Below are 25,519 nucleotides of genomic sequence, written 5' to 3'. Positions count from 1 at the left end.
CTGATATGTCTCAGGCGCTGTTTTGTTTGTTCGTCCATAATTTACTCCATCAAAAAAGCCCAACCTACAATGTAAGTCGGACTATTATACTTATGAATTATTTTTTACTTTTATTTCCAATGATAAATGAAACTACTATTGTACCAATCACGGTAAATATGGTAAATATACCACCTTTGTACTCATGAGCCTCTATCATTAACCAAGCAAGATATAACGCCCCTGATACTATCATCAGTCCAAAAATTAATCCTAGCAAGCTATCTCTAGACTCGCGTTTTATAATTTTTGTTTGATTATTAGCATTTATTTGTTCCATTTTTTGTCGATGTTCCGCTTGTTTTTCAGCCATTGTAACTATTCGATTTGCGAATGTGTTATCAATTTTATTATATCTATCTAATTCTTGTGAAGGCGGTAATGGTCCTTGATACCCTTGCATTACTACCTTATTTGGTTTGCTTTGACCATTATTTGCCTTATTTGGTAATGCCATATACTTCTCTTTCAAATGAGAATTTTAGGTCGTTACCTACTTGTTGCCAATCACTTCCTGACGCTTTTATATCGTCTTTAAATGTTCCCACTACAATTTTGCTTTGAGTGCTATTAGTAGTACTACCAAAATCGATTAATCTACCGTAACTTTGTAAAACTTTTTTTATAGACATAGTTTTTCTCCTTTGCTTACTTAAAAAGTATACAGTTAAACACGCGTTATCATTCAAATTGAATAATAGCGACGCTTCTGCCTAAATAAATATTAACATAAATATCGAAAAATACATAATAATAAGCCATTTTTTTTAGAGACAGTCATTGTTGACGGTCTCAAATATGTACAGGTGGGAGTTTGCAGGCAACCACCCTTATATGTTGTGTTTGCGTTACCGCAATGTGAATGTCGGGGCTTGCACCCGAATGAGGGCTACTCCGAAACAGAGTTCTTGCTCATTCACCCACAGAAATCACCTAACTAGTATTTAGCCGCGTTTTTTGCAACTATGGTGATAACTGATTTTCTTGCTCACCTACCACGAGTGTAACGGCTTATTGATACATCACTTAGTAAGAGTCTTGCAATGACAGGACAAGGATTTGCACCTCGCATACGATGTTTCTAACCCAGTTGCTCATGTAAGGTACTGGAGCGGTCTATTCCGCCACCTGTCATAATGATAGATATTCCAACCTATCTATTTCATGTTACCACTAATCCTTGTTCCTGCAAGTGTGTGCAACGTCGCTTTAGGGTGCGATAACCCATAACGTAAGTCACGCCGTAGCATGTGTGAATAGTTATCCCTAATCATTCGATACTACAATATTAGCACTGTTTTTAGCCCTAAAACTGACAATTAACTGACGTATTTTCTGGCTAAAAGTTATCCACAGTCTCCATAGAATAGTGAATTCCTATAAGTGTCTTTAATCTGGTCCAAGTCTCGGTAACATTGTCGCTCTGACTTGTTCAACATTTTGGCAACTTGTACCCAACTTCGTCTACGTCTACGATCATATCTCAGTGCCAACAATGCACGTTCTTCATCAATTAACATCTTCAAGAAACTGTCCATAAATTCTTTGTCTCTGATGAATGATTGCAGTGTGTAGTCTGATTCCTCAATAATCATATTATTTTCCAATGGAAAACTACGCTTATTCTCAGCCTTGCCACCACCAATATTCTCATCAATACCAACCGGCAGTTTCAATTCATCTTTTCTCAACTTAATCTGCATGTCTATCACACCAGAATAATAATCACTAAAGTATTTGTCTATCCTGTCCGCCATTTTTTCTCCTAATAGGTAATTTTGTGTCACGCTTTTAATTTGATACAATAGTTTTTGCTCATAAGTCAATAAATCGGACTATTTTTTATCTAGGGCTGAACTGATTAGGCTACTTTCATGTTTCGATTGGCGAGACTGATTCTTTCGTCGTTGAACCATTGAATATATTTGGACACACCTAAAATTAGATGAGCAATCGATGGAAAACGGAATTGATAAATCATTTCACGCTTTAATAGAGAGTGAAAACTTTCAATTTTGGCGTTATCATATGGATACCCTAACTTTGAATACGAATGATCAATTTTATGTCGATTTAACAAATTTTCAAAGCCAAAACTAGTAAACTGACTGCCCATGTCAGTGTGTAAATAATTTGGTTTTTTATGAGTTGATAGCGCTCTTTGTAGTGTTGTAACTACTAATTTGGTATCCATCGTGCCACTGATTTGATGGGCTAATATCTTATGTGTTCGTAGATTTAAAACTGACGCTAAATACACCCACTGACCATTGCTTAACTTTAAATAAGTGATGTCCATACTCCAGACATTGGCGTCTTGTAACTTTCTGATTAAGTTTGGCCGTTGAATATAATCAACTGTTGTCGTTGGTTTGTTAAACCGTCGACTCATGACAGAGTGTATACCAGCTTCTCGCATTAAGCGACGAATTCGGTTGGTACCATGATGTAAATTCAGATCAGCCAATGCTAATCGCAAACGTGGCGCCCCATAAGCTTTGTAGTTATTTTGCCAAATTTCACGTAATAAAGCTTTTAAAATAGTGTCTTCTCGTTGACGATGGCTTTCAGTATAGTGAACCCAATCAAAGTAGGTGCTTTTGGGTATTTTGAGTAGACGAAGCACCATCATGAGTTTAAAATGCTGTTTTAGCAATGATTGGACAATAGGAAAATGGGTCTTACGTTTTACTTGCGATGTTCGCCCAGCAAAACGGCCGCAATTTTTAAAATTTCGTTTTCTTCCTTGAGTCGCGCGATTTCTTTCTGCATTGCATTAAATTTGGCACGAGTCACTTGGTTGCCATTCATGTCAGTCCCAACGATTTGGGCTTTTTTGACCCAACCCGTAACCGTTTGTACAGCCAAATGATATTCATTGGCCAGCGAATTAGCAGAACGACCCTCGTTGTACAAGGCAACAATTGATGATTTAAATTCAGTTGCGTATCTCTTAGCTTTCATAATAAAAAACTCCTATACTTGATTATCTCGGATTATGCCCTAGAAATAAAGCAGTCCGGATTTTCAGTATACGAGCATTTATCGAATTTTTTTAAAAAGGACTTTTTAATGATTCCCCTACAAATAATCGACACTTTTAATTTGTTTACAACTATAGTTATCGTGACTGTTCTCGTCCTTATTTACTTTCTATATATAGGTATAAGAATAAGAAGCAGGGGCACAGTCATCACTACTTCTTTTTGCATAACTTTACAATTGTTTGTGCTAATTATTTTTAAACTATTTATATTTGGTGATTCTGCTTTCTTTTAGTCACTCACCAACTTTCCCATAATCCTTAACAACGATTACCGTTTTGTCTGGGTTCACACCCTGATACCCATCTCTCCACACATTCGCAGCGTCTAGATTGCTAAACGATTTAATCGTCTTCCCAGACACTCTGATGTCATATTTCATGTACTACCTCCGTCTCGTATATTTCTAACCTAGGGTTCACCTTGTCTACATAAAAGTCATGGTCGAACCCTTTTATATTTTTCACGTTGTCATTGTCCAAGAACACGCGCTTACCAATCTGTGCTTTCTGCATGCCATCAAAGATGAACTTCTGTGTAAACGTCCAGTTATCTGGGTCTATCCGTCTGTCTGGAAGATACCAATCAAACTTTAACTTGGTTGGCCAGGAGAATGAAACGTCGTCAGTAATCGCTTGTAAGAAAACGTTTCTGGCATACGCAGTAGCTGTCTTTTTTAGTTTCGCAGCGATAAAACGATTTTTGCGTTCAGCTTCAATATATTTATTGAGTGTAAACTGCCTTAGTATATTTGGATCTAATATCACCTTATCCATATGTTTATCACACAATCCGCAATGCTTCTTTAAACCCAAACTCGCTACGTTTCTTTTCTGATTTACCCTTTCCGACTGTTTTTGAAATCGAATTATCGTTTATGAAACGTCAGCATGCGATCGCGTCACCCATAAAGTAAATATTTTTAGTCTTTGTTCCGACCACTTGTTGCTGTGTCATTGTTTTCTCCTATATTCAGTCTATGCACCTTAGCAATGCGCTCATCTATCTTTATGCCATTGATGTGGTACTTACTTAAAAACGTTTCAATACCCAGTGCGTGTGCTTCATTATGGTGTATTCTGCATAGCTGTACTGCTCTATGTTTTAAGTGATTTGTTTTGCGTCTATCTACACCTTGACCAATCGTGTCTAAATGATGCAAATCGCTTGGCTTTTTACCGCATATCAGGCAACACTTGTTCATCAGACAAGCGTATTCAAAATGTGCGACATCTTCTGGTGCCAATGCATCTAATGGTTTAAAGCTCAATGGCACATTATGTTCTGCTACAAAGTCCAACATAAATGTGATTAAGCCGGCTGCAACTGATTTTTCAACATCTCTTAAGGAAAACTCGTCTAAATCTTTCCACTGTTCAAACCACATTTTAAACAGTTGTTTCACATATTCTGGTAAGTCACCCGACCAGTTAGAAATATCCCTAAATAATGCATATATGAATTTTCTTTGTTGTGCACTAATCTCACGATCATCTCTTACTTGAATTTCGACTAGTGTCTGTTTAAATAATTGAAACGTTGATAAAAACTGATTTGCTGATTCCTCGTCTCTGAATCTGAATAAAATTTCGTTACCAGCTTTTTGTGTTGGATATGCCTGAAACTCTCGCATATTTTCCTCCTGATGGGCTTCTCACCCATTTGCATGGTTGCGCCATGTCGCTGTGAATGCAGTGCTTCATGACTTTGCGCTATACAAATTATCTGAATTCCACTGTTGCTCGGTTTTACCACGATGAGCTGGTGGCTAATTTATTTACTGTCGTCAACAGACATAATGTCAGAATTCGCAAATTGTATTGCCCCATACATCATGCTTGCTTTGGCCATGCTCAATTTATCGACATCATTTGCTGAGCCACGCTCTTTTCCTATTGCAGCCCATATCAAATCAATTTTTGTCTTATCTACCAATGCCAACATTTGCTTCACTTTTGCACGAACACGTCGTTTTTGTTCCAGTTCATTATTTTGATACTGTTGCAATGCTGTTATTTCTTCACCGTCATCATCTTCATCTTTTGGTGTAATACCAAATGCTGCCATGAGTGAACCACGCTTTGCATAAGTCGCTGCCTTCATAGCTTCTTGACTGTTGTTGCTGCCAGCAGTTAATGGCAATCCTTCAACAACAATGCTTTCGCCACTCTTATGCATGATTATGGTTAGAACTTGCAGACGTTCTTTGCCGTTTGCGTCCAATTCACTAACGACAGGTTGTGTAAATGATATTCCAGCACTAGATTCCTTATTCGCATCTCTGATTGCCTTTCCTACAGCATACAAATCAGAATACTTAGCCCCATGAACACCAGTTTTATTCTTTTCTGGTTGTCGCAAATGTTGCTGTAGTTTCTCAAAAGCTTCGTTTAGTTCTGGTGTAGGCTTAACCTCATACACTTGTCTCATTTGCCTTATTCCTCATTTCTTGATATTCTTGAGGTATAAACGTTCAACGTGTTTATACCTTTGCGCCTAATCCGCCCCCCGGCAGTTAGGCGTTTTTTTCTGCTCTCATTTCTTGCAAGGTTTGAATAGCTATCTCGGACGATTCCCATGTTGACCTGATAGAAAAGTTATCAGCCAAAGCTACATACGTCATCATCTCTGTAAGCCCACCATTTGTTTTTAGACGAGCGCCAAGCTCTTCAGTGTCTATTTGTACAAACAAATTGTTATCGTTGCTTGTACGCAATCCTGATGCTTTTAACGCTATAGCTGTCCTAACGAAGTCACTGACCCATTTCTCAACCTTTGCCATTGACTAAACCTTACCTTGCAAAAACTTAGGGACTATACCTTGATGTTTCTGTTTGCCATAACCAATCTGCTTTTGATTAGCTGACTGTTTCTCGTTAAGATAACCTTCAAATTTAGTGCCAAACAAAGTTTCAGGTCTTAAATACTTTTCCATAGTTGTGCCTGACCATTCTTTTGCTTTCTTCTCAATGACTGTCTTAAAATCATCAAGACTAAATCCTTCGTTAGTTCTTGCTTTAATTAATGATTTTGTCTTTGAACCACTACTGCGATACTTACTACCTGTCTTTTCATTCAAGTAATCAACAATTTCTTTGTAAGGTACGTGGTCGGGTTCGTCAGAACCAGACAATATATCTTTACTAACCTTACCTAACCTATCCTTACCTAACCTATCCTGTGCGGACATTTGGTTGACATCTGGTTGCGAAATGGTTGCCATTTGGTTGTCAATGAAGTAAGACCCATCTATATCAACGTTTAGAAGACTCTTTTCTGAACGATAAATTGTCGGTTTCATTCTGTCTTTTCGTATTTTATTATTCAAATTCCAATCTTTTACAACACTTACACCATTCTCAAACATGATGATAAAACCCTTAGCTTTTAATAATGCTAAATCATCGCTGTTTGCACCATAGGCTCGGCTTAACATCTTTGCATTACCGATAAACCCCTCATCATCTGCTTCCATTCCTAAGTGAAAGTAAAGCAGTTGACTAGACATCGGCATATCTACAAACGTGTCACTTGTTGTAATTTCCTTGCTGAACATTCTTCTCTGTGCCACTAATCAACCTCCTAATCCTCTATCCACTCTTTCTTTGCTAATCCGTGACAAAATGTTAGTCATAAACGACATGACATCGCCTGCATATTCTCCAGCTATTTCATCACGGCTTCTGATGTTGTCTCGTAAAACGCCGAGACGCATACGCATGTTCTGCAACTCTGTAATTAGTTCCTTATCTTTCATCTGATCTCCCAACTAGGTAATCAATGCTGACGTTGTAATAATCAGCGAAGATGATTAACCTTTTTAGACTTGGGACTGTCACACCACGCTCGTATCTTGATATATCCTGTGTATCAATTCCCACACCAACAGACAGATCAATTTGACGTTCTTTGTGTTCCAGTCTCAACTCTCGTAACCTATTCATCACCAAACTCCAGTTGACGTATCTCGTCGTCCAATTCATGAATGTAATCATTCACTTGGTCAATCTCATCTAATGACTTGCTGCGCTCATTTCTAAGGTGCTCTAGGCGTGTTTCATAACGTGTTGGCAATTCACCTACATGTTGCCAGTCTGCTACCGTCATACCACTGGGGTAGTTGTTATTTGCCATGTCACTTACCTAAACTGTCGCCTACGACTACACCACCGATGAATGCTGCAACGACAACAAACACGATGCCGATAATTTCAAAGTATTGCATTTTGCTTTGTCCTTTCTAGTTCCCATTTTCTAATAGCTCGCCAACTCCAACCAATGACATTTCCCGTATCATCTCTAATCTGCGGGAAGTCTGGAAGTTCTAAAAACCTGCTGACATCGGCTCGCCTTTTTCCAGTTAGAAATTCTGCCAAATCTTGTCGCTGTGTGATGATTTCATACTCTAACCCCTCTTCGAAAAAAGTTGAGAGTTTGCTAACAACTGACTCTGTCAGCATTGTAATAATTTTGTCGTCCATATTTGTACGCCCCTGTACTTGTTGCTTTTCTTCTAATTTCAGTGTGCTATCCTGTAGTTACTGGCATTGCAGTGCCTAGTATTTTGAAAGGATATAATTAAAATGGGATTATCACCAAAGCATTACGCCAACCGTCCTAAACTCGATTTGGAAGATTTAAATCAGGTATTGGATGCTAATTTCAACGAACCAGGCGATACAGCTACAATCGATGCTGATAAATATGCACTTTCAACAGAAGAATTGATTGCTGCTGGAACCGAAGCTGGATACACCGTTGAAAAATTGAGTGAAAATATGTTAAAGTTTAGCTGATTTATTCAGTAAATATTTAACGTTCGTTTTCAGAGAAGCCACTTGTGTTTTTAACTCGCTGACTTCTTTTTTTAATTCCAAAATTTCTTGTTTTTCTTCCATTTTCTTTCCCCTATGCTGTCTGGTCTTGTTCAATTACTGGTAAGTACCCATTTACTTTAAGCAAGTTGTACAAACCTAAGCGACCCTTTTGTGTCCACTTGGTATTCATTACAAGCTTTTTTGTTCCATCTTTACGATCGACTTCCTTAGTTTCTGATTGCGTCCAACCTTTTTTCTGGTGCTTTGCATATAACAGCCACACACCTGATTGGTTGTATTGGACGCCAAGTTGATGCAATAATTTATTCATTGCAAGACCACTCAGTCCATAATCTTTGGCAATGAATGTGATGTTAACCAATGCCTTGTTTGATAAGACTAGGTCTGTGTAGTCCGCCTTTGGTTTCATCTCGTTATTCTGTTGCAGCAAGACAGAGTTTTCTTGTTGCAAAGCGACTTTAGCTTCACGTTCATTTTTCAAATCAGTTGCCAATCGAATAATTGTGTCTGGATTAGTTAGGACATCTTCGATTGTCTTGTCTGTCATGTATGCGCCATGTTTACGAATTGCTGGCAGGACTTCTGACGTGACCCAGTCTTGGAAATGCTCAGCGGTTTCGTTGTTTGCTTTGATAGCTAACTTGTAGAATTGTGGTTCAGTGATGAAATCACCTTTTTGAATCTTTCTGCCACTTTTGGCAGAAACGAGATAATCATTCACACGTGACCAGCGAATATTTGTATATCCTTTTGCCCTTGAAACAATTCCCAATCCAATTGCTGCGCTTTCTGCATCGAACAACACTTGTCCGTTTTCTTCTTTGACTTTTAGGTTGTCAAATACCTTAATTTCTTGTGACATGTCTGTCTCCTTATAATTCGACATCTAAAATTTTTGCTACTTGCTTTTGAATTTCAATATCTTTTGGCGTGGTGTTGCCAGCCAACGCTCGATTAACTTGCGCCGGCGATGTATTAAGCATTTTTGCAAGTTCGACTTGTTTAATTCCATGTTCAATCAAAGCGACTTTGAATTTAACGCGTACTTTCGATGAAGCTTTTTCCAATTCAGTCATTTTTATCCTCCTTTATAAATTTTCATCAAGTTATTGACTAATTTTATCCAATGGAGTAATATTAGTGCATAACAAATAAGTAATAAAAACGTTGTACTTGCTTAATCAGACCGCCAAGTTAGATTTATCAGTGCTTGTTTTTGTTTGCTTAATTACTTGATGAAATAATCATAACTCTATCGAATAAATAAGTAAACCTATTTTTATCCGATTGAATTATTTTATGTAGTCAAATACTGGAGAACCTTTGATATGACTATATTTGAACGCGTTAAAGAAACTGCTAATTTAAGAAAAATAAATCTTCAAACCCTTGCAGAAAAGTCTGGAATGGGCATTAACTCGATTTATGGTTGGAAAACTAAAACGCCTTCTGTTGAGAAAATAAGCGCTGTCGCTGACGTACTCCATGTATCAACCGACTACTTATTAGGGCGTACTGATGAGATGAATGTAACGTCTGTTGATACAAAGGTTGCCGACATTTTAGATGATGAAACTATACTAGCTTTTGATGGTATGGAAATTACTGAAGAAGATAAAGAGAAACTTCGCGAATACGCACGTTTTATTATTGAACAACGCCAGCGAGGTAATAAATGATAAGAGATTACCTATATACGCAGATAACAAGCTCGTTAGAGACTTTGGCATGCAATAATGACGTCTCGGTAGTTGACGCTGATGATTTATCAACAAACGTTCCAGATACCGCGCTTGTTAATACACGAGCGGTTATTATGAATAAGTGCTTTGATGTCAACGTTGATTACGCGTATAGACTAGCTCACGAGCTTAGCCATATATTATACGGTGATCACGAAGCACAAGCTGTTTATCAATTTAGTGAGTATGGTAAGCGCGGCGAAGAATTATTAGCGCACCGCAATGCTATAAAATTGCTGATTTCTATCGAAATGCCAAGTAGTCCCCTTACATTTATGAGTTACTATCGCGTGCCCTCATGGTTAGAAAGCGATGTGTTACGAATATATAATGAATTTAAATTAGTAGAATAAAAACATGTGCTGAGCAACCACAATAAAATGCTTTGGGAGAGAGAAAGTTATGATCGCGATGTTCGCTTTACTTTGGATAGTTACATCAATTGTATTCATAGTATTACTAACGCTTTATATTGTAAGTAAGGCAAATAAACAGAAAAGCGCTGTTGGAAAAAAAGCAGTAATGATTACGTTTTTTGTTGGACTTTTATTTTTTATAGGAATGATTGGATTCGCTGCTGGTAAAAGTTCGCAAAACGAATCATCACCAAAAACAGCAAAAAAATCTGACAGTTTCGTTTCATCATCTAATGACGAAAGCGATAATTCGTCAAGTTCGGACGAAGATGCAAGTGAATCAAACGATGAATCGGAATCAAGTAGCTCCACATCTGATGATAGCGACAAAGACCCTGCCTCTTACAAGACCGGTATAACATACGATCAAATCGCGCGAACGCCTGATGATTACACGAGCAAAAAAATTCAGTATACAGGCAAGGTAATTCAAGTAATGGAAGATGATGATGCTGTTCAGATTCGACTTGCTGTCGACGGAAATAGTGATAATATCATTCTGGTTAATATTGACAACAGCCTGCTTAACGGTTCCCGCGTTTTGGAAGACGACCTCGTGACTGCTTCAGGAATCAGCAAAGGCACTGTATCTTACAAGTCAACTCTAGGCGGAAAAATAACAGTTCCATCCATGGAAGCAAAAATAATTAGTGATCAAGGTAAAGCCAGCGATGACTATGGTAACTAATTATATATCCTTTTGATTTAACATATATGTGCTAAGCAACCACACTAAAATACTACGTGGAGACATAGAATGAATAAAAAAAATATAATTGTTATTGCTGTATTAGCAGTAGCTGTAGTTGGACTTGGTGGATATATCGTTGGTAACCACTCATCCAATGAATCGACCAAAACAGAAAAAACATCGAAATCAAACAAATCAAGCGAGCTAGAGAAAAACTCTGAATCATCTTCTACATCATCTGTTGCAGCTATTGCTAATGACGTTATTTCAACATTAGATGCCGAGAGTCAACTAAATAACGGCCAAAGTATCGATGGTAAAACTGTTGATGTCGAAATATTCAATATCGTAAACGAGTCTGAATTGGGCCAAAATATACAAGCTGGTGAGCACTTGAACTTTTATCCAGCTACGCAACAATATAATTTAAAAGCTGGTGATCACGTTAAGTTTAAAGTTATCAACGCGAAGTCAACTATGGGTTCTTGGTTAATTACTGGCGATGTAGTCAAATAATAATAATAAGTCATAAATGCCCTTTTGGGCGTACATATTGTTTGTGCATTGGAAAGGTGTCAAATATGAATTATTTATATAAATATATGTTTTATCAACTAAAATGGTTTTTCATGTTTATATACTTTTCTTTTGCAGCTATAATTTTAATTGCCATTTTATATTTCATATGGACTAAAATACATCAAAAATAAGATTAAAGACTCAGCAGTAATAAATAATAGACAATGAAATCTTAAAAATAAGCAAATAAAAAAGCACACCTAGCCGGGGGTGGCAGTCGGTGTGCTAATGACTAAAACGCACTGGGCGTTCTATTATATTGTAACAGATGTAAGGCCTTTTTTAAAGTTTTTTTATTTCGTCCATAAAGTCATGACGTTAAACTGCCCTAATATCATATTGTACGCCCTATTGTACTTTCGTTAATCGAAAGGAAAATAACATTATGATAAAAAAAGTAACTACAGGCCGTTTTAACGGCAAGTATGAAGTAAGAACCTCAATGCGTGACCAGTTAGGCAAACGCCATTTCTCGCCACGTCGGTATGTGGACACGTACCAGGAAGCTAAACAATTTGAAAGTGAAGACAGATTAGCATTTGCTAGTGGTTACACCGCGAACAATGCTTCAATGCCTTTATGGAAATATTTCGAACAATGGTATCTCGGAAACGTTGAACCATATCTCGAAACTAACAGTAAGAATAATTACAGAACCTTAATCAAACGATTACGCATTGATTTAGCTGGTAGACCATTAAAATACTTTGATGGTAACAAAACCGCTATTCAGCTCTACTTCAATGAGCTTGGCCAGAAGTATTCTTCTGGCACTGTTACAAAATATCGCGCGTTCTTGAGAAAAGCTTTCTCAGATGCAGAGTACGACGGCTTGATTAGAAAAACACCCATGCCATCGGAAAACATGATACGAACAACTGGCATCGATAAGGGTATGTTTAAACCGGTAGCAAGCTTAAGTTTAGAACACGCAAATAAATTGCGAAAGTATTTCTACGAAAATATTGATTTGATTCATCAGGAATACCTTGTGCTGCTAATTATGCTTGAATGCGGCTTACGCCCTAGTGAAGCAAAGGCTTTAAGATTTGATGACATAGACCGTTCAAAGCATACCCTACACGTCCACAACACCTTCATAGAGCAAGACAATAGCATTAAGCCCTATACGAAAACACGCAGCGATCGTCATGTCCCTGTTTCCCCACAATTGGAGAAACTCATTGTCACTTTTTCTGAACAAAAACAAAAAAGGCTCAGCGTTTATAATATCAACAACGAGCACAACTTGATGTTTAGGAATGAACTCCCGCCCACTACCAGAGGTGACCGTCTACTATCATCTAGCACCAACACTAACAAAGTATTTAAAAAGGCTTTGAATAAAGTTGGCATACCAGATAAAACTAGCGACGGTTTGGTTATAACGCCAAAAACCTTACGTGCAACGCATGATACTATTTTGATACAAAAAGGTGTATCTCTTGATTATATCGCCAGAATTTCGGGACACACCATTGAAATCATCAATAAATACTACCATGCGTTGCTTGATGAAGTGGTTAATGAGGAAGCGGAAAAAGTAAAGAATATTTGGGACTAACAGCTAGACACACATGGGTTTAGCGAAAAAGGTTTGGAAAAGTTGAGACTGGCTCCAATTTGGCTCCAATTTTCACGTTCTCACACGTTTTATAGCGTTTTGAGAAACAAAAAAACGTTGATTTAACAACGTTTTTGTACATATTTCTACGTGCGAACACTTGTTCGTAAGGAGATAGCGGGATTTGAACCCGCACACCGCCAAAAGCGGCTCGACGGATTTCGAGTCCGTTGCAGTACCAGATTGTGCCATATCTCCATAAGTGAGAACAATTAATATCGTTCTCATGTTATATAAATTACTTTGATGCCTTACGACGCTTTGCTGCCTTTTCACGTTCAGCAGTATTCAAAATTGCCTTTCGAATACGAACGTTTTCAGGTGTTACTTCAACGTACTCGTCATCGTTCAAGAATTCCAAACTTGCTTCCAAGTTCATCACACGAGGTGTCTTGATTGATGCAGTTTGATCCTTGTTTGATGAACGGACGTTTGATTGTGGCTTCAACTTTGTCACGTTAACAGAAATATCGTTGTCACGTGCATTCATACCAACAATCATACCTTCATAGACTTCAACACCAGCGCCAATGAACATTTGACCACGGTCTTCAACACCCATGATAGCATAGTTTGAAGTTGTTCCTTGAGTAATTGAAACCAGCGCACCATTACGACGACCTGGCTCCCAGTTGCGAACAACAGGACGGTATTCAGCATAGGTATGGTTGAAAATACCATATCCGCGTGTTGCTGACATGAATTCTGTTGAGTAACCAATCAAACCACGTGAAGGTGCCATATAAGTCAAACGCGTTTGACCATTACCAACAGATTCCATGTTTTCCATTTCACCCTTACGTTGGTTCAATGAATCAATAACTGTTGAGGCGTATTCATCTGGTGTATCAATTTGAACAGATTCATATGGTTCTGATTGCACGCCGTCAATATCACGATAAATAACTTGTGGACGTGAAGCTTGTAATTCAAAGCCTTCACGACGCATAGTTTCAATCAAAATTGACAAATGTAATTCACCACGTCCTGATACTAACCATGCACCTGCTTGGTCAGTATCTTCAACACGCAATGACACATCTGTGTGCAATTCACGACGCAAACGGTCTTCGATTTGACGTGCTGTGACGAACTTACCTTCTTTACCTGCAAATGGGCTATCGTTTTGACGGAAAGTCATCTGCAATGTTGGTTCATCAATACGCAAAATAGGTAATGCTTCAGGGTGTGCAGTATCTGCTACTGTTTCACCAACAGAAATGTCTTCCATCCCTGAAACGGCAATCAAATCACCGGCCTTAGCTTCTGTAATATCAACTTGATCCAAACCAATAAATCCAGCTAGCTTTGTGACACGGAATGATTGTGTTGTGCCATCTAACTTCATCACTTCAACGTTGTCACCAATTTTAATTGTGCCACGCTTAACACGGCCAATACCAATACGACCAACGAAGTCGTTATAATCTAACATAGCCACTTGGAATTGCAATGGTTCGTCTGAGTTGTCAATTGGGGCAGGAATTGTTTCAAATACCTTGTCAAAAATTGGCTTCATTGTGTGTTCTTGGTCAGCAACGTCAGGAGACAATGATGATGTACCGTTCATAGCTGAGGCAAAAATAACTGGGAAGTCCAAATCTTCTTCATCAGCACCTAATTCGATGAACAAGTCCAACACTTCGTCAACAACTTCTTCAGGACGAGCACCTGGACGGTCTACTTTGTTAACAACCACAATAGGTGTCAAGTTTTGTTCAAAGGCTTTCTTCAAAACGAAACGTGTTTGAGGCATTGTACCTTCAAAGGCATCAACAACCAACAAAACACCATCAACCATACCCATGATACGTTCAACTTCACCACCGAAATCCGCGTGCCCGGGTGTATCCAAAATGTTAATTTGCTTGTCCCCAACCTTAACGGCTGTGTTCTTTGACAAGATAGTGATACCACGTTCTTTTTCGATGTCGTTTGTATCCATTGCACGATCACCCAATTCCTTGCGTGAGTCCAATGTGTCTGATTGCTTCAAAAGTTCGTTAACCAACGTCGTCTTTCCATGATCGACGTGGGCGATGATAGCGATGTTACGAATATCTTCGCGATTTGCCAATTTTCTAGTGCTCCTTTAATTTCATACTACTCATCTCATAGTAAAAGCTAGGGTCTGTTGTGCCCTAGCTTTGATGCAACGTTAAAATATCACGATGCGCGCGATTTGTAGCCACTAATACTATGTTAGATGATAACATATCTAGGGCTTTGCCGTCAATATCTGAAACGGATAATCCTAATGTTTTTGCTAAAACCTGTCCTGCCGCAAAATCCCAAGGCATCATTTTAGATGAATAACCTATTGCTTGCCCCATGATAACACGAATAAATGATGGCCCCGCCGCGCCAATTACACGGTAGCCCAAAGCCGCTTTAGCTATCTTATCATAACCAAACATACCATATAACAGTCTAGCACCACTTAATAACACGATACCCTCTGATAAATTATCATCAATCGGTGGTTTAAGGCGCAATTGGTTAGCAAATACGCCGATTTGAGGGCCGCCATGATAAACCACATTATTGACCACGTCAAGAATCCACCCTAAAACGGGTTGATTATCTTCATAAAGGGCAATCATCACTGCAAAATCTGTTTTTTGTTTGACAAAATTCATCGTACCATCAATCGGATCAACGAACCAAACACGTCCGTTCATATCTTGATTGTGGTCACCAAAACCTTCCTCACTGACAATATGCGCCTCGGCATCAAAGTGTCGAATTTTGTCATTAATGAACTTTTCATTATCTCGGTCCACATTGGTTACTAAATCACGGTTATCACGTTTTTCATGGACATCTAAGCGCTGTTGCATTGCCGCAATTGTCTTTTGTCGGATGTCATTGAGCCATAACAATACTGTCTGATCGATTTCTTGAATTTCAAATTGACTTAATAAGGTCATACCTTTATCCTGTCTTTTGTCGTGGCTTGTGCCAACTTAATTGTGCGATAAATACTAAAACCAGTCTGCTGCTCAAAATTGCGATCAAACTGCTTTTGCTCACTTTTAGATGGGATTACTTGTCGAAACTTGTCATATTGTCCCAGTAACGTCACTTTTAAAACACCATTTTCATAGACTTGTAGCACTTTGTCAACGAAAGCGCTGACCGTCACGATATCATCGATTGTCCAATTGCTGTCAATTGGTAATGTATAATTTTCACTCATAGTTCTATTTTAACATGTTGCACACTTTGATATACTAGTAAAGAGGTGAATTTATATGACAATACGTTTTACAATGGACAAAATCACACGTGATGGTGATCCAGTTTTGCGCCAAGTGTCGACAGCCGTGCCCTTCCCTCTCAGCGAAGAACATGCACAGTTAGCTCAAGATATGATGACCTATCTCGTTGTTTCGCAAGATGAAGAAGAAAACGAAAAATACGGTTTACGACCCGGCGTTGGGTTAGCAGCACCACAAGTTGGCTACTCGCTCCAAATGACATCAATTCTTATTCCTGCACTTGAGACACATGAACAGGATGAGCAAGATGACAAACCATACTTCAAAGGGACAATTTTCAACCCAGTCATTATTTCTGAATCTGTTAAGCGTAGTGCTTTGAATGTGGGTGAAGGTTGCCTATCCGTTGATGAAGATGTACCAGGTTTTGTGCCACGTGCTAATCGTATCACTGTGCGCTATCAAGATGAAACTGGCGCCACAAAGACTTTAAAATTACGCGATTATCCAGCAATTGTCTTTCAACATGAAATTGATCATTTACATGGTCACCTCTACTATGACCATATCAATCTAGATGCGCCATGGCAAGTTGATGACGATGTCAAATATATCGATTAATAAAAAACACATCCTTTTAAAAGGATGTGTTTTTTATCATGCAAACAACTTATAACTTGTCGAAAAAACTTTTTCTTTTTGTGCCATCAGTTGCTTCTTGAAAAGATTCCAAAGCTTTCTTTTGGTCACGGTTTAGCTTTGTTGGTACATCAATTTTCACAATGACATATTGATCACCATTTCCTGTACCGCGTAAACGTGGAGCTCCTTTACCACGCAAACGGAAACGTGTGCCCGTTTGTGTGCCTGCAGGAATTTTTAAATTCACATCCCCATGTACTGACTTAACTTGTATTTCATCACCAAGAGCCGCGCTGACAAAGCTAATTTTGTGTTCAAGATAGATATCAGCACCGTCACGTTCAAAGCCGTCTTTAGAAGCCGACACTTGGAAGACAACGAACAAGTCACCACGTGGGCCGCCATTCATCCCCTCTTCACCCTGGCCTGCTAACCGCATCTGTTGCCCAGTTTCAACACCTGCTGGCACCGTCACTTTGATTTCATGCGGCCCATCACCACGATTGAATTTAATAACTTCTTCTTTACCAAATACCGCTTCTTCAAAGCTTAAGTGCATACGGTATTGTAAATCTTGTCCTTTGCGAGGTCTGTTAGGGTCAAAACCACCGCCAAACATTTGGCTGAAGATATCCCCCAAGTCGGAAAAGTCGCCAAAGCCACCTTGCTGTTGGTAACCACCAAAACCACCCTGTCCTGCACCAGCTGGACCGAATTGATCATATTGCGCACGCTTTTGCTCATCCCCTAAGGTTTCAAAAGCTTCTTGAATTTCTTTATATTTTTCTTCAGCCCCTGGTTCATGGTTAATATCAGGATGATATTTTTTAGATAATTTACGATAGGCTTTTTTAATATCATCTTGACTGGCATTTTTATCAACACCAAGACGATCATAGTATTCTGTGTTATTCAATGATCTGCTCCTTTTCCACATTATGTACACAAACCGCATCCATCAGAATGCGGTTTGTTTTGTGCTAACTATATATTAAACAACGCGATTAATTAATCTTTCTTTTTTGAAGGATCAACTTCTTCAAAATCGCCATCGACTGTCTTGTCATCCTTTGGCTTAGCTTCACCTTCTGCGCCTTCTTTTGGTGCAGCTTGTTGATAAAGCTTCATGGCCAATTCTTGAGCAGCCTTAGCCAATGCTTCTGTCTTAGCCTTTAAGTCTGTCAAATCAGCGTCTTCAGCTGCTGCATCTTCCTTAGCCTTCTTCAAAGCTTCCAAAGCCTCTTGTGTCGCCTTCTTATCATCATCACTCAACTTGTCGCCAGCTTCTTCAAGCGTTGCTTCAGTTGAGAAAATCAATTGGTCAGCTTCGTTACGTGTATCAACAGCTTCTTTCTTCTTTGCATCGGCTTCTTCATTAGCCTTAGCATCATTCATCATCTGCTCGATTTCTTCTTCAGAGAGACCACCAGCAGCTTGGATTGTAATCTTTTGTTCCTTTTGTGTACCCAAGTCTTTAGCTGATACTGACACAATACCGTTACGGTCAATGTCAAATGTGACTTCAATTTGTGGTACACCACGCTTAGCAGCAGGAATATCTGACAATTGGAAACGGCCCAAAGTCTTGTTATCAGCGGCCATTGAACGTTCACCTTGTAGGACATGGATATCTACAGCGGGTTGATTATCAGCAGCTGTTGAAAAGACTTGTGACTTTGATGTAGGGATTGTTGTGTTACGATCAATCAATTTCGTGAAGACACCACCCATTGTTTCAATACCCAATGATAGTGGTGTGACATCTAGCAATACGACATCCTTAACATCACCAGTAATAACACCACCTTGAACGGCTGCACCAAGAGCAACAGCTTCATCAGGGTTAATTGAATGGTTTGGTTCCTTACCTGTTAACTTCTTAACTGATTCTTGCACAGCAGGGATACGCGTTGAACCACCGTTCAAAATCACTTCATCAATGTCTGAGAATGACAAACCAGCATCCTTCAAAGCGTTCAGAACTGGTTGTTCTGCCTTTTTAATCAAATCAGCAGTCAATTCATTAAACTTTGCACGTGACAAAGATGTTTGCAAATGCAATGGTCCTTGATCACCAGAAGCAATAAATGGCAAATCGATTTGTGCTTCGTTAGCTGAAGACAATGTCTTCTTTGCTGATTCAGCGGCATCCTTCAAACGTTGTAATGCAAGCTTATCATCCTTCAAGTCAATGCCATTGTCTGCCTTAAATTGAGCAGCTAAGTAATCGATGATCTTGTTATCAAAGTCATCACCACCAAGGTGTGTGTCACCATTTGTTGACAAAACTTCGAAGACACCATCACCCAATTCTAGGATAGACACATCAAATGTACCACCACCCAAATCATAAACAAGAATCTTTTCATCCTTGTCTAGCTTGTCCAAACCATAGGCCAAAGCTGCCGCTGTTGGTTCGTTAATAATACGTTCAACTTCCAAGCCAGCAATCTTACCGGCATCCTTGGTTGCTTGACGCTGTGCATCATTAAAGTAAGCAGGTACTGTGATAACAGCCTTTTCAACCTTTTCACCTAAGTAATCTTCAGCATATCCCTTGATATATTGCAAAATCATTGCTGAAATTTCTTGTGGCGTATAATCCTTACCATCAGCGGTAACTTTGTAACCAGCCTCACCCATGTGTGACTTAATTGAAATAATTGTGTCTGGGTTTGTAATTGCTTGACGCTTAGCCACGTCACCAACTTGGCTTTCACCGTTTTTAAATGATACAACAGATGGTGTTGTGCGACCACCGTCTGGATTTGTAATAATTTTTGGTTCGCCACCTTCTAATACAGCGACGGCTGAGTTCGTAGTTCCTAAATCAATACCGATAATTTTTGACATGAATTTTTCTTCCTTTACTATTAAAATGCATTTGCTTTTTAAGGTGTAGTGCGTCAAGCTGAATCACCATATACATATATTTACGTTACTTTGCAACAGCTACCATAGCTGGACGAAGGACACGATCCTGAATCATATACCCTTTTTGAAGTACCGTAGCGATTTGATCTGAGGCAACATCGTCTGATGCCACACTTTGAATTGCCTGATGCTTTGTTGGATCAAAAGTTTCACCTACTTCACCTGTAGCAGATATACCATTGTCCCGTAATGCTTGCACTAATGTTCCTAATGTCATTTCGACACCAGTTTTAATTTGTTGGGTCACTGCATCTTCAGATTCAACCTGAAGCGCACGTTCCAAGTTATCAACAGCTGGTAATACGGCACCTGCCAATTTTTGACCATCATATTTACGAACAGTTTGAAGTTCACGTGCATGACGTTGCTGAATATTTTGAATCTCTGCCTGTGCACGTAACAATTTGTCTTCAAGTTCTTTAACGTCACTTTGAAGTTGCTCAATCTCAACTTGTTGTGGGTCAACCTCTGCTTCTTTTTCCAAAGTATCTACATCTGCCTCAATTTGTTCAGTAACAGTTTCGTCATTGATTTCTTCAATATTTTGCTCTGTTTCCTTTTGTTGCTCTTTCACGTAAGTGCCCTCCTAAATTATGTATATTCAATCATTTTTTGCGTTAACGCTTCGCCATAAGCATCAATTAGTAAGATATTTCTCGCATATGGCATACGGATTGGTCCGAGTAATGCAATCACACCATCTCCTTGATTAGGTATTGTAAAGCCACGTGTAATTAAACTAAATGACTTTAACAGTGGTTCATGAATTTCTTGTGATATTTTAACAACCGTGTGTGAGCCCAGTGTCTGAGCAACGTTTCTGATATCTTTGGCTGATTCAAGGAATTCTAATAATCGCTTTAAATCAGCTTTATTATTGAGAGATTCATCAAAATTCAGTACATTCAAGCGACCACCAATATGAACTTGATCACCAACTGAACGTGAGAGAACATCCCCAAATAATTGTAAGAATGCGCCTGGTGTCTTAATGACACGACTCATTTGCGTTGGCAATTCATCAGATTGCATCATTTGCAACACTTCTAAGACTGGCCGACCAGTCATCTGATCATTAATATACTTTACCATGCTATCTAGAGATGATATTGCTAGTTCGCGAGGTAATTTAAAGGTTTGACTTGTCACTTTACCATCGCTTGTAACTAGTACAGCAATCAATTGTTGGTTCTCGAGGGGCACTAAGCGGAACCCTGATACTTTAATGTCGTGACGCTGTGGCTTCAATATAATGGCAGTTGCACCTGTAAACTCTGATAACGTGCGTGCTGACTCATCTAATAAATCATCTATTTCATGAAAATTACCACGAAACGACTGTATTACCATATTAACGTCATGTTCAGTCACGCTATGATTAGCCATTAAATGATCTAAATAGTAACGATAACCTGCGCGCGACGGTACACGACCAGCCGAAGTATGTAATTTCTTAATTAATGATACAGATTCTAATGCGGCCATTTCATTACGAATGGTTGCCGAACTTACTTTAATATTGAGCTGTTCTTGCAAACTTTTAGAGCCAACAGCTCGTGCTGTTTGTGTATATTCATAAATGATGGCACTTAGGATTAATTTTTGCCTATCTGTTAGCATACCATCACCTCCACTTTAGCACTCAATACTTCTTACTGCTAACACCTATAATAATACACCTTTCTCAAAAAAAAGCAACCTTTTTAGCACTCTTTTTATCAGAGTGCTAAAAAACACTTGATTGCTATCAATCAAGTGTTTCAAAATAGGTACGCGTTGCCACTTTATCTTTTTCAAGTTGTGCAATTAAATCATCAACCTGATTAAATTTAACTTCGCCTCGTAAATGATGATGCCATGCCACAGTGACATCTTCACCATAAATTGCTTGGTTAAAATCTAAAATATTTATTTCGACTGTTATCGGACGATTGTCGCCGAAAGTAACATTTCGACCAATGCTTGCCATGCCAATATGCCATTGACCAGCAATGCTAATCTTGACAGCGTAGATACCAATTCCAGGTAACCACTCTAACTCAGGCGTTAAAACATTTGCCGTAGGAAAGCCTAGTTCTCGGCCTCGGGCTTCACCATGAACAACAATGCCCGTTGTAAGATAAATGCGCCCCAATTGGCGATTGACTGTTTGCATGTCACCAACACATAACGCAGAACGAATCTTGGAAGAACCTATTTTTAAGCCTAAATCATCAAACTCCGGCACAATAATGACGTCAAAACGAGATTTGGCATAAATTGCTAAGTTAGCCATATTAGCCTGATTTTTATCACTACCATATAAATGGTCAAAGCCAGCCACAACTGCTACTGGATTTAACTGCATCAACACCTCATCAACAAATACCTGTGGTGATAAACCCGCTAGTTGAGAAGTAAACTGCATCTTGTACATTTCCGAAACACCTAATGTTTCAAGTAATTGCGCTTTCTGCTTTACAACTGTTAAGTATTTTAATGGTTCGGTTAATGCTTTGAATGCGACACTTGGATGTGGATCATAAGTCAACACTGCTAGCGGTACACCTAAAGCATTTGCTTCAGCCTTAGCTCGCTTAATGACAGCTTGATGGCCTAGGTGTACGCCATCAAAAAAACCCATAGCGACAACTTGGCATACCGGCTGTTTGAAATTTTGAATTGGATAATGTAATGTTGTTGTTTTAATCATTGTCATTTATTATTGAAAACATAACGTGAACGCCATTCACCAGTATTTTGATTATAAGCGTAAACTGCTTTCACTTCATCCTGATATGTTAATTGCAAATAATTATCATTGGCAGGCCACTGTGTGATAACCTGCCCATTTTTAACGGCAAACCATTCATCATCCGTCAAAGGCTTTATTGGCCAATTCAATAACTTAGAAATAGGAATTACTTTTTCTAAAATTGCTGTACGTGGCCAAGTCATCACATCGTTTAACTCAATGGCTTGCGACAACGTCATCCCGCTACCCATCACGCGTTCTAAACGTGTCATGGTTGCTGGCATGCCTAATTGACGACCAGTATCAACTGCTAGTGTTCTAATATAAGTTCCCTTTGAAACTGTCGCCTCAAAGTCAAATTTTTGTTGCTGATGAGCATAGTTCACTAATGATGTACGGTGAAAATCATAAATATGAGCTTCTCGAATTGGACGAGTTACAGTTTCCCCGGCTCTAGCATATTCGTAAAGCCTTTTTCCGGCCACCTTAACAGCCGAATACATTGGTGGAACTTGTTGAATCAACCCGTTTAGCGACTGAATAGCTTCATCAATCTGTTGATCACTATACGGCACAGTAATTGCCTTTTCAGAAATGATTTCACCACTTAAATCCTCAGTCTCTGTTGCAAAGCCCAAGGTAATATCACCAACATAACGCTTAGGACGTGACTGTAACTCATCAATAAGTTTAGTCGCTTTACCTAAGGCAACAACTAAAACGCCTGACACACCTGGATCAAGCGTGCCAGCATGACCAACTTTTTTTTGACCAATAGCACGTCTAACTTTTGCCACAACATCAAATGAGCTCACACCTCTTGGCTTATTGATGACAATAACACCATCTACTTGGTCATTGGCTAACATCGGTGCTCTCCTGATTTTGCCAAACATTTTGTCCAGCATAAACAGCCCCATAGTTGACATGTGGAACAATTGTTTCTTCGAACAACACATAGATATGCACTTCTGGATTTGTCGCGTGTGTTGTACCAATCAAATCACCGGCATGTAGTTGTTGTCCTGTGCCATAAGTTGCCAAATGGGAGATTGTGGTATCATTTGTTTGCAATTTTACTGTTACTTGTTCATGATGAACGCTTTGTATCGTAACAGTTTGTGCATCTGAAGAAACCACAATACCAGAAACTGGTGACATGATAGTGTTACCATTTGGCACCATCATAAAACCATTATGGCTATTGATTTGGTCCTTATCACCGGTGATTTGTTGCAATTGACCTGTTACCGGTGCAACAACAACCGGCAATTCTGACTTACGCGCAATATGTGTTGCATTCATTTGCCCAGTGGTTCTAACTCTCTGGTGTCTGTTGTTTTGATTAAATAAATTTTGCCACCAACTCATAAACTACCCCTCACTCTATTTTTCACGTAAACGCTTCACATACGCTGTGATTCTTTTCATGCCTTCATCTAAATCTTCATCCGAAGCAGCGTAAGATATACGGATAAATGCTTTTGCTGACTCGCTAAAGCCAGAACCAGGGATTACTGCCACCTTTCCCTCGCGGGCAAGGTTTAAGGCAAATGCATCACCATCATCTCCCAAATCTACTGGCAACTTGGCAAAAATATAAAAAGCCCCTTCTGGTGTCACCACATCAAAACCAAGTGCCTTTAACTGTGGTAAAATGCGATCTCGTCTGGCCTTATAAGCTGCTCTCATCAACAAAGGTGTATCCTTGACATCGCGCAAGGCCACCACAGCTGCATCTTGAATAAAAGTTGGGATAGCAAAAGTCAAGGCCCCGTGAACTTTTTGCATCTCTAAAATCATCTGCTTTGAAGCCAAAATGAAACCGACACGATACCCTGTCATAGCATGTGACTTAGATAGGCCGTTAATATAAATCGTCTGCTCAGGTATGATTTCTGCAAATGAAACATGCGCTTGGTCATAAGTCAATACAGCATAAATTTCATCAGAAATCACCCAAATGTGATGCTTTTTAAAGGTAGCTGCTAATGCCATAACCTCTTCACGAGAGTAAGTTACTCCTGTTGGATTCGTCGGATAATTCATCAATATGGCGCGTACTGGAACTGTAGCCTTTTCTACGGCTTCATCAACCATTTCTGGTGTCAGCTTAAAACGATGTGCTGTCGTGTCAATTGCAATTTTTTGGCCATAAGCCAATGCGAGCGACGTGAAGTATGGCCCATAGGCAGGTTCAGGCACCAACAGACCATCACCAGGTGCCAGCAAAGTATGCAAAACAACATTGATGCCCTCGCTAACGCCTAACGTCACAATCACATTATCTTCATCCTGATAATTCAAATGATAAGTTTCATTGAAATATCTAACAGCCTCGGCGCGCAGGGACTGTTCGCCTTGACTTTCAGCATAATGAGATCGATTATTATTAATAGCTTCAGTAGCAGCAGCTTTGATTCTCTCATCAACATCAAATCCTGGTTCGCCAAATGTCAATTTTAAAACACCTGGAATATCTCGCACTGTTTTTTGAAAATTCAATAATTTATCGGGCGCCATTGCCGTAATCGTTGGATTGAGTGATTGCTCTAAATTAGTCATGTTAGCGTTCCTTATTTATAGTCAAATTAACGTAATTCTATTTTAACACAAAAACGCTACCTCTAAATGGGTAGCGTTTTTTCATTATAATTTATTAATTATCAGCGTGTAGTTTGCGAATTAAATCTTCAATGTGATTACCATATTGAACGGACTGATCACGGACAAATTTTAATTCTGGCGTCTTATAGACAGTTAAACGTGCACCTAATTCTTTTCTGATTAAACCACTAGCTGCTTCAAGACCAGCTTGTGCTTTTTGACCATCACTAGCCAAGTCAGAAAGAATTGAATAATAAATCGTTGCAATTTGCAAATCACCTGACAGTTCAACACTTGTTACCGTGACATCTTGTACCCTTGGGTCATTAATGCGTTTAAGCAATAAGTCAGTTACATCACGTTGAACTTCTTGTGCGAGGCGACCTGCACGTTGTGGATTAGCCATAA

At 39.1% G+C, this 25,519-nt stretch carries 34 protein-coding genes, 1 tRNA gene and 1 pseudogene; 7 read left to right on the top strand and 29 right to left on the bottom strand.

All coding sequences use genetic code 11. The features are described from left to right. Positions 1–97: 97 nt before the first annotated feature. The 14 genes and pseudogenes from FAZ25_RS06515 to FAZ25_RS06450 form a co-directional block, all read right to left on the bottom strand. Positions 98–496, bottom strand: a complete 399-nt coding sequence (locus FAZ25_RS06515; protein WP_146992531.1) for a DUF2335 domain-containing protein — start codon at positions 494–496, stop codon at positions 98–100. Beyond that, entirely contained in the window at positions 480–671 is a 192-nt protein-coding gene (locus FAZ25_RS06510; RefSeq protein ID WP_146992529.1) for a hypothetical protein, read from the bottom strand. Before FAZ25_RS06510 ends, FAZ25_RS06515 begins: the two co-directional genes overlap by 17 nt. Positions 672–1,385: 714 nt before the next feature. Next, positions 1,386–1,796: a DUF722 domain-containing protein gene (locus FAZ25_RS06505; RefSeq protein WP_004903898.1), complete on the bottom strand. Its 411-nt coding sequence runs from the start codon at positions 1,794–1,796 to the stop codon at positions 1,386–1,388. A gap of 104 nt (positions 1,797–1,900) precedes the next feature. Next, positions 1,901–2,710, bottom strand: a pseudogene (locus FAZ25_RS06500) (IS3 family transposase); the annotation flags it as partial. 17 nt (positions 2,711–2,727) lie between these two features. Beyond that, positions 2,728–3,003 (bottom strand): transposase, encoded by a 276-nt coding sequence (locus tag FAZ25_RS06495; RefSeq protein WP_012304996.1) that lies wholly within the window; start codon positions 3,001–3,003, stop codon positions 2,728–2,730. A 451-nt stretch (positions 3,004–3,454) separates the two neighbouring features. After that, positions 3,455–3,859 (bottom strand): hypothetical protein, encoded by a 405-nt coding sequence (locus FAZ25_RS06490; RefSeq protein WP_004903903.1) that lies wholly within the window; start codon positions 3,857–3,859, stop codon positions 3,455–3,457. Positions 3,860–4,005: 146 nt separating this feature from the next. Continuing rightward, positions 4,006–4,716 (bottom strand): putative HNHc nuclease, encoded by a 711-nt coding sequence (locus FAZ25_RS06485; RefSeq protein ID WP_004907794.1) that lies wholly within the window; start codon positions 4,714–4,716, stop codon positions 4,006–4,008. A 140-nt stretch (positions 4,717–4,856) separates the two neighbouring features. Further along, entirely contained in the window at positions 4,857–5,513 is a 657-nt protein-coding gene (locus FAZ25_RS06480; RefSeq protein WP_004907795.1) for an ERF family protein, read from the bottom strand. Between the two features lie 85 nt (positions 5,514–5,598). Beyond that, entirely contained in the window at positions 5,599–5,865 is a 267-nt protein-coding gene (locus FAZ25_RS06475; RefSeq protein WP_004907797.1) for a hypothetical protein, read from the bottom strand. Positions 5,866–5,868: 3 nt separating this feature from the next. After that, positions 5,869–6,654 carry a conserved phage C-terminal domain-containing protein gene (locus tag FAZ25_RS06470; protein WP_155280118.1) on the bottom strand — a complete coding sequence of 262 codons (786 nt, stop codon included), beginning with the start codon at positions 6,652–6,654 and terminating at the stop codon, positions 5,869–5,871. A 3-nt stretch (positions 6,655–6,657) separates the two neighbouring features. Beyond that, the gene (locus FAZ25_RS06465) at positions 6,658–6,840 is read right to left on the bottom strand and encodes a hypothetical protein (protein ID WP_040177059.1); all 183 of its coding nucleotides are present in this window, start codon (positions 6,838–6,840) and stop codon (positions 6,658–6,660) included. After that, positions 6,830–7,027, bottom strand: coding sequence for a helix-turn-helix domain-containing protein (locus tag FAZ25_RS06460; protein ID WP_040177061.1), 198 nt, complete (start codon positions 7,025–7,027; stop codon positions 6,830–6,832). The genes FAZ25_RS06465 and FAZ25_RS06460 overlap by 11 nt, the downstream gene beginning before the upstream one ends. Beyond that, positions 7,020–7,217 (bottom strand): hypothetical protein, encoded by a 198-nt coding sequence (locus FAZ25_RS06455; RefSeq protein ID WP_040177063.1) that lies wholly within the window; start codon positions 7,215–7,217, stop codon positions 7,020–7,022. Before FAZ25_RS06455 ends, FAZ25_RS06460 begins: the two co-directional genes overlap by 8 nt. A 77-nt stretch (positions 7,218–7,294) precedes the next feature. Then, on the bottom strand, positions 7,295–7,564 hold the full coding sequence (locus FAZ25_RS06450; protein WP_004900864.1) for a hypothetical protein: 270 nt from the start codon (positions 7,562–7,564) through the stop codon (positions 7,295–7,297). 102 nt (positions 7,565–7,666) lie between these two features. Here FAZ25_RS06450 and FAZ25_RS06445 point away from each other — a divergent pair, with 102 nt between their 5' ends. Continuing rightward, positions 7,667–7,879: a heavy-metal-associated domain-containing protein gene (locus tag FAZ25_RS06445; RefSeq protein WP_040177065.1), complete on the top strand. Its 213-nt coding sequence runs from the start codon at positions 7,667–7,669 to the stop codon at positions 7,877–7,879. Positions 7,880–7,991: 112 nt separating this feature from the next. Here FAZ25_RS06445 and FAZ25_RS06440 read toward each other — a convergent pair whose 3' ends face one another. Together FAZ25_RS06440 and FAZ25_RS06435 are read right to left on the bottom strand one after the other, a co-directional pair. After that, positions 7,992–8,783 (bottom strand): phage antirepressor KilAC domain-containing protein, encoded by a 792-nt coding sequence (locus tag FAZ25_RS06440; RefSeq protein WP_146992527.1) that lies wholly within the window; start codon positions 8,781–8,783, stop codon positions 7,992–7,994. 10 nt (positions 8,784–8,793) lie between these two features. Further along, positions 8,794–8,997 (bottom strand): helix-turn-helix domain-containing protein, encoded by a 204-nt coding sequence (locus FAZ25_RS06435; RefSeq protein ID WP_146992525.1) that lies wholly within the window; start codon positions 8,995–8,997, stop codon positions 8,794–8,796. Between the two features lie 252 nt (positions 8,998–9,249). On the opposite strand from FAZ25_RS06435, the gene FAZ25_RS06430 reads away from it, so the two are divergent. From FAZ25_RS06430 to FAZ25_RS06410, 5 genes are all read left to right on the top strand, one after another. After that, the gene (locus tag FAZ25_RS06430; protein ID WP_146992523.1) at positions 9,250–9,600 is read left to right on the top strand and encodes a helix-turn-helix domain-containing protein; all 351 of its coding nucleotides are present in this window, start codon (positions 9,250–9,252) and stop codon (positions 9,598–9,600) included. Next, positions 9,597–10,016: an ImmA/IrrE family metallo-endopeptidase gene (locus tag FAZ25_RS06425; protein WP_146992520.1), complete on the top strand. Its 420-nt coding sequence runs from the start codon at positions 9,597–9,599 to the stop codon at positions 10,014–10,016. Before FAZ25_RS06430 ends, FAZ25_RS06425 begins: the two co-directional genes overlap by 4 nt. Before the next feature lie 49 nt (positions 10,017–10,065). Further along, the gene (locus tag FAZ25_RS06420) at positions 10,066–10,767 is read left to right on the top strand and encodes a hypothetical protein (RefSeq protein ID WP_146992518.1); all 702 of its coding nucleotides are present in this window, start codon (positions 10,066–10,068) and stop codon (positions 10,765–10,767) included. A gap of 69 nt (positions 10,768–10,836) precedes the next feature. After that, on the top strand, positions 10,837–11,286 hold the full coding sequence (locus tag FAZ25_RS06415) for a hypothetical protein (protein WP_146992517.1): 450 nt from the start codon (positions 10,837–10,839) through the stop codon (positions 11,284–11,286). Between the two features lie 448 nt (positions 11,287–11,734). Beyond that, the gene (locus tag FAZ25_RS06410) at positions 11,735–12,913 is read left to right on the top strand and encodes a site-specific integrase (protein ID WP_085699756.1); all 1,179 of its coding nucleotides are present in this window, start codon (positions 11,735–11,737) and stop codon (positions 12,911–12,913) included. A 169-nt stretch (positions 12,914–13,082) separates the two neighbouring features. Here FAZ25_RS06410 and FAZ25_RS06405 read toward each other — a convergent pair. The 4 genes from FAZ25_RS06405 to FAZ25_RS06390 all read right to left on the bottom strand — a co-directional run bounded on the left by FAZ25_RS06405 (position 13,083) and on the right by FAZ25_RS06390 (position 16,172). Continuing rightward, positions 13,083–13,171, bottom strand: a tRNA-Ser gene (locus FAZ25_RS06405). 40 nt (positions 13,172–13,211) lie between these two features. Continuing rightward, the gene (gene typA, locus FAZ25_RS06400; RefSeq protein WP_004900891.1) at positions 13,212–15,050 is read right to left on the bottom strand and encodes a translational GTPase TypA; all 1,839 of its coding nucleotides are present in this window, start codon (positions 15,048–15,050) and stop codon (positions 13,212–13,214) included. 64 nt (positions 15,051–15,114) lie between these two features. Further along, on the bottom strand, positions 15,115–15,903 hold the full coding sequence (locus tag FAZ25_RS06395) for an inositol monophosphatase family protein (RefSeq protein ID WP_004900893.1): 789 nt from the start codon (positions 15,901–15,903) through the stop codon (positions 15,115–15,117). Then, a complete protein-coding gene (locus FAZ25_RS06390; protein ID WP_004900895.1) occupies positions 15,900–16,172 on the bottom strand; it encodes a UPF0223 family protein in 273 nt (90 codons plus the stop codon). The genes FAZ25_RS06395 and FAZ25_RS06390 overlap by 4 nt, the downstream gene beginning before the upstream one ends. Before the next feature lie 55 nt (positions 16,173–16,227). Between FAZ25_RS06390 and def the strand changes: the two genes are divergently transcribed. Then, a complete protein-coding gene (gene def / locus FAZ25_RS06385; RefSeq protein ID WP_004900898.1) occupies positions 16,228–16,815 on the top strand; it encodes a peptide deformylase in 588 nt (195 codons plus the stop codon). 49 nt (positions 16,816–16,864) lie between these two features. Here def and FAZ25_RS06380 read toward each other — a convergent pair whose 3' ends face one another. The 9 genes from FAZ25_RS06380 to rbfA form a co-directional block, all read right to left on the bottom strand. Further along, the gene (locus FAZ25_RS06380; protein ID WP_004900900.1) at positions 16,865–17,752 is read right to left on the bottom strand and encodes a DnaJ C-terminal domain-containing protein; all 888 of its coding nucleotides are present in this window, start codon (positions 17,750–17,752) and stop codon (positions 16,865–16,867) included. A gap of 92 nt (positions 17,753–17,844) precedes the next feature. After that, positions 17,845–19,689, bottom strand: a complete 1,845-nt coding sequence (dnaK, locus tag FAZ25_RS06375; protein WP_004904719.1) for a molecular chaperone DnaK — start codon at positions 19,687–19,689, stop codon at positions 17,845–17,847. Positions 19,690–19,774: 85 nt separating this feature from the next. After that, positions 19,775–20,344 (bottom strand): nucleotide exchange factor GrpE, encoded by a 570-nt coding sequence (gene grpE / locus FAZ25_RS06370; protein ID WP_004900903.1) that lies wholly within the window; start codon positions 20,342–20,344, stop codon positions 19,775–19,777. Positions 20,345–20,361: 17 nt separating this feature from the next. Beyond that, entirely contained in the window at positions 20,362–21,390 is a 1,029-nt protein-coding gene (hrcA, locus tag FAZ25_RS06365) for a heat-inducible transcriptional repressor HrcA (RefSeq protein ID WP_155280120.1), read from the bottom strand. Positions 21,391–21,517: 127 nt separating this feature from the next. Next, positions 21,518–22,468, bottom strand: a complete 951-nt coding sequence (gene ribF / locus FAZ25_RS06360; protein ID WP_155280121.1) for a riboflavin biosynthesis protein RibF — start codon at positions 22,466–22,468, stop codon at positions 21,518–21,520. After that, positions 22,465–23,373 (bottom strand): tRNA pseudouridine(55) synthase TruB, encoded by a 909-nt coding sequence (truB, locus tag FAZ25_RS06355; RefSeq protein ID WP_155280122.1) that lies wholly within the window; start codon positions 23,371–23,373, stop codon positions 22,465–22,467. The genes ribF and truB overlap by 4 nt, the downstream gene beginning before the upstream one ends. Beyond that, entirely contained in the window at positions 23,360–23,875 is a 516-nt protein-coding gene (locus FAZ25_RS06350) for a PTS sugar transporter subunit IIA (RefSeq protein WP_155280123.1), read from the bottom strand. Before FAZ25_RS06350 ends, truB begins: the two co-directional genes overlap by 14 nt. A gap of 15 nt (positions 23,876–23,890) precedes the next feature. After that, positions 23,891–25,069: an aminotransferase class I/II-fold pyridoxal phosphate-dependent enzyme gene (locus FAZ25_RS06345; RefSeq protein WP_004900912.1), complete on the bottom strand. Its 1,179-nt coding sequence runs from the start codon at positions 25,067–25,069 to the stop codon at positions 23,891–23,893. A gap of 94 nt (positions 25,070–25,163) precedes the next feature. Beyond that, positions 25,164–25,517 (bottom strand): 30S ribosome-binding factor RbfA, encoded by a 354-nt coding sequence (rbfA, locus tag FAZ25_RS06340; protein ID WP_004900914.1) that lies wholly within the window; start codon positions 25,515–25,517, stop codon positions 25,164–25,166. Positions 25,518–25,519 lie beyond the last annotated feature (2 nt).

The sequence above is a fragment of the Leuconostoc sp. LN180020 genome (assembly GCF_014844115.1).
Classification (GTDB): domain Bacteria; phylum Bacillota; class Bacilli; order Lactobacillales; family Lactobacillaceae; genus Leuconostoc; species Leuconostoc citreum.
This window is presented reverse-complemented; position numbering and strand designations above follow the sequence as displayed.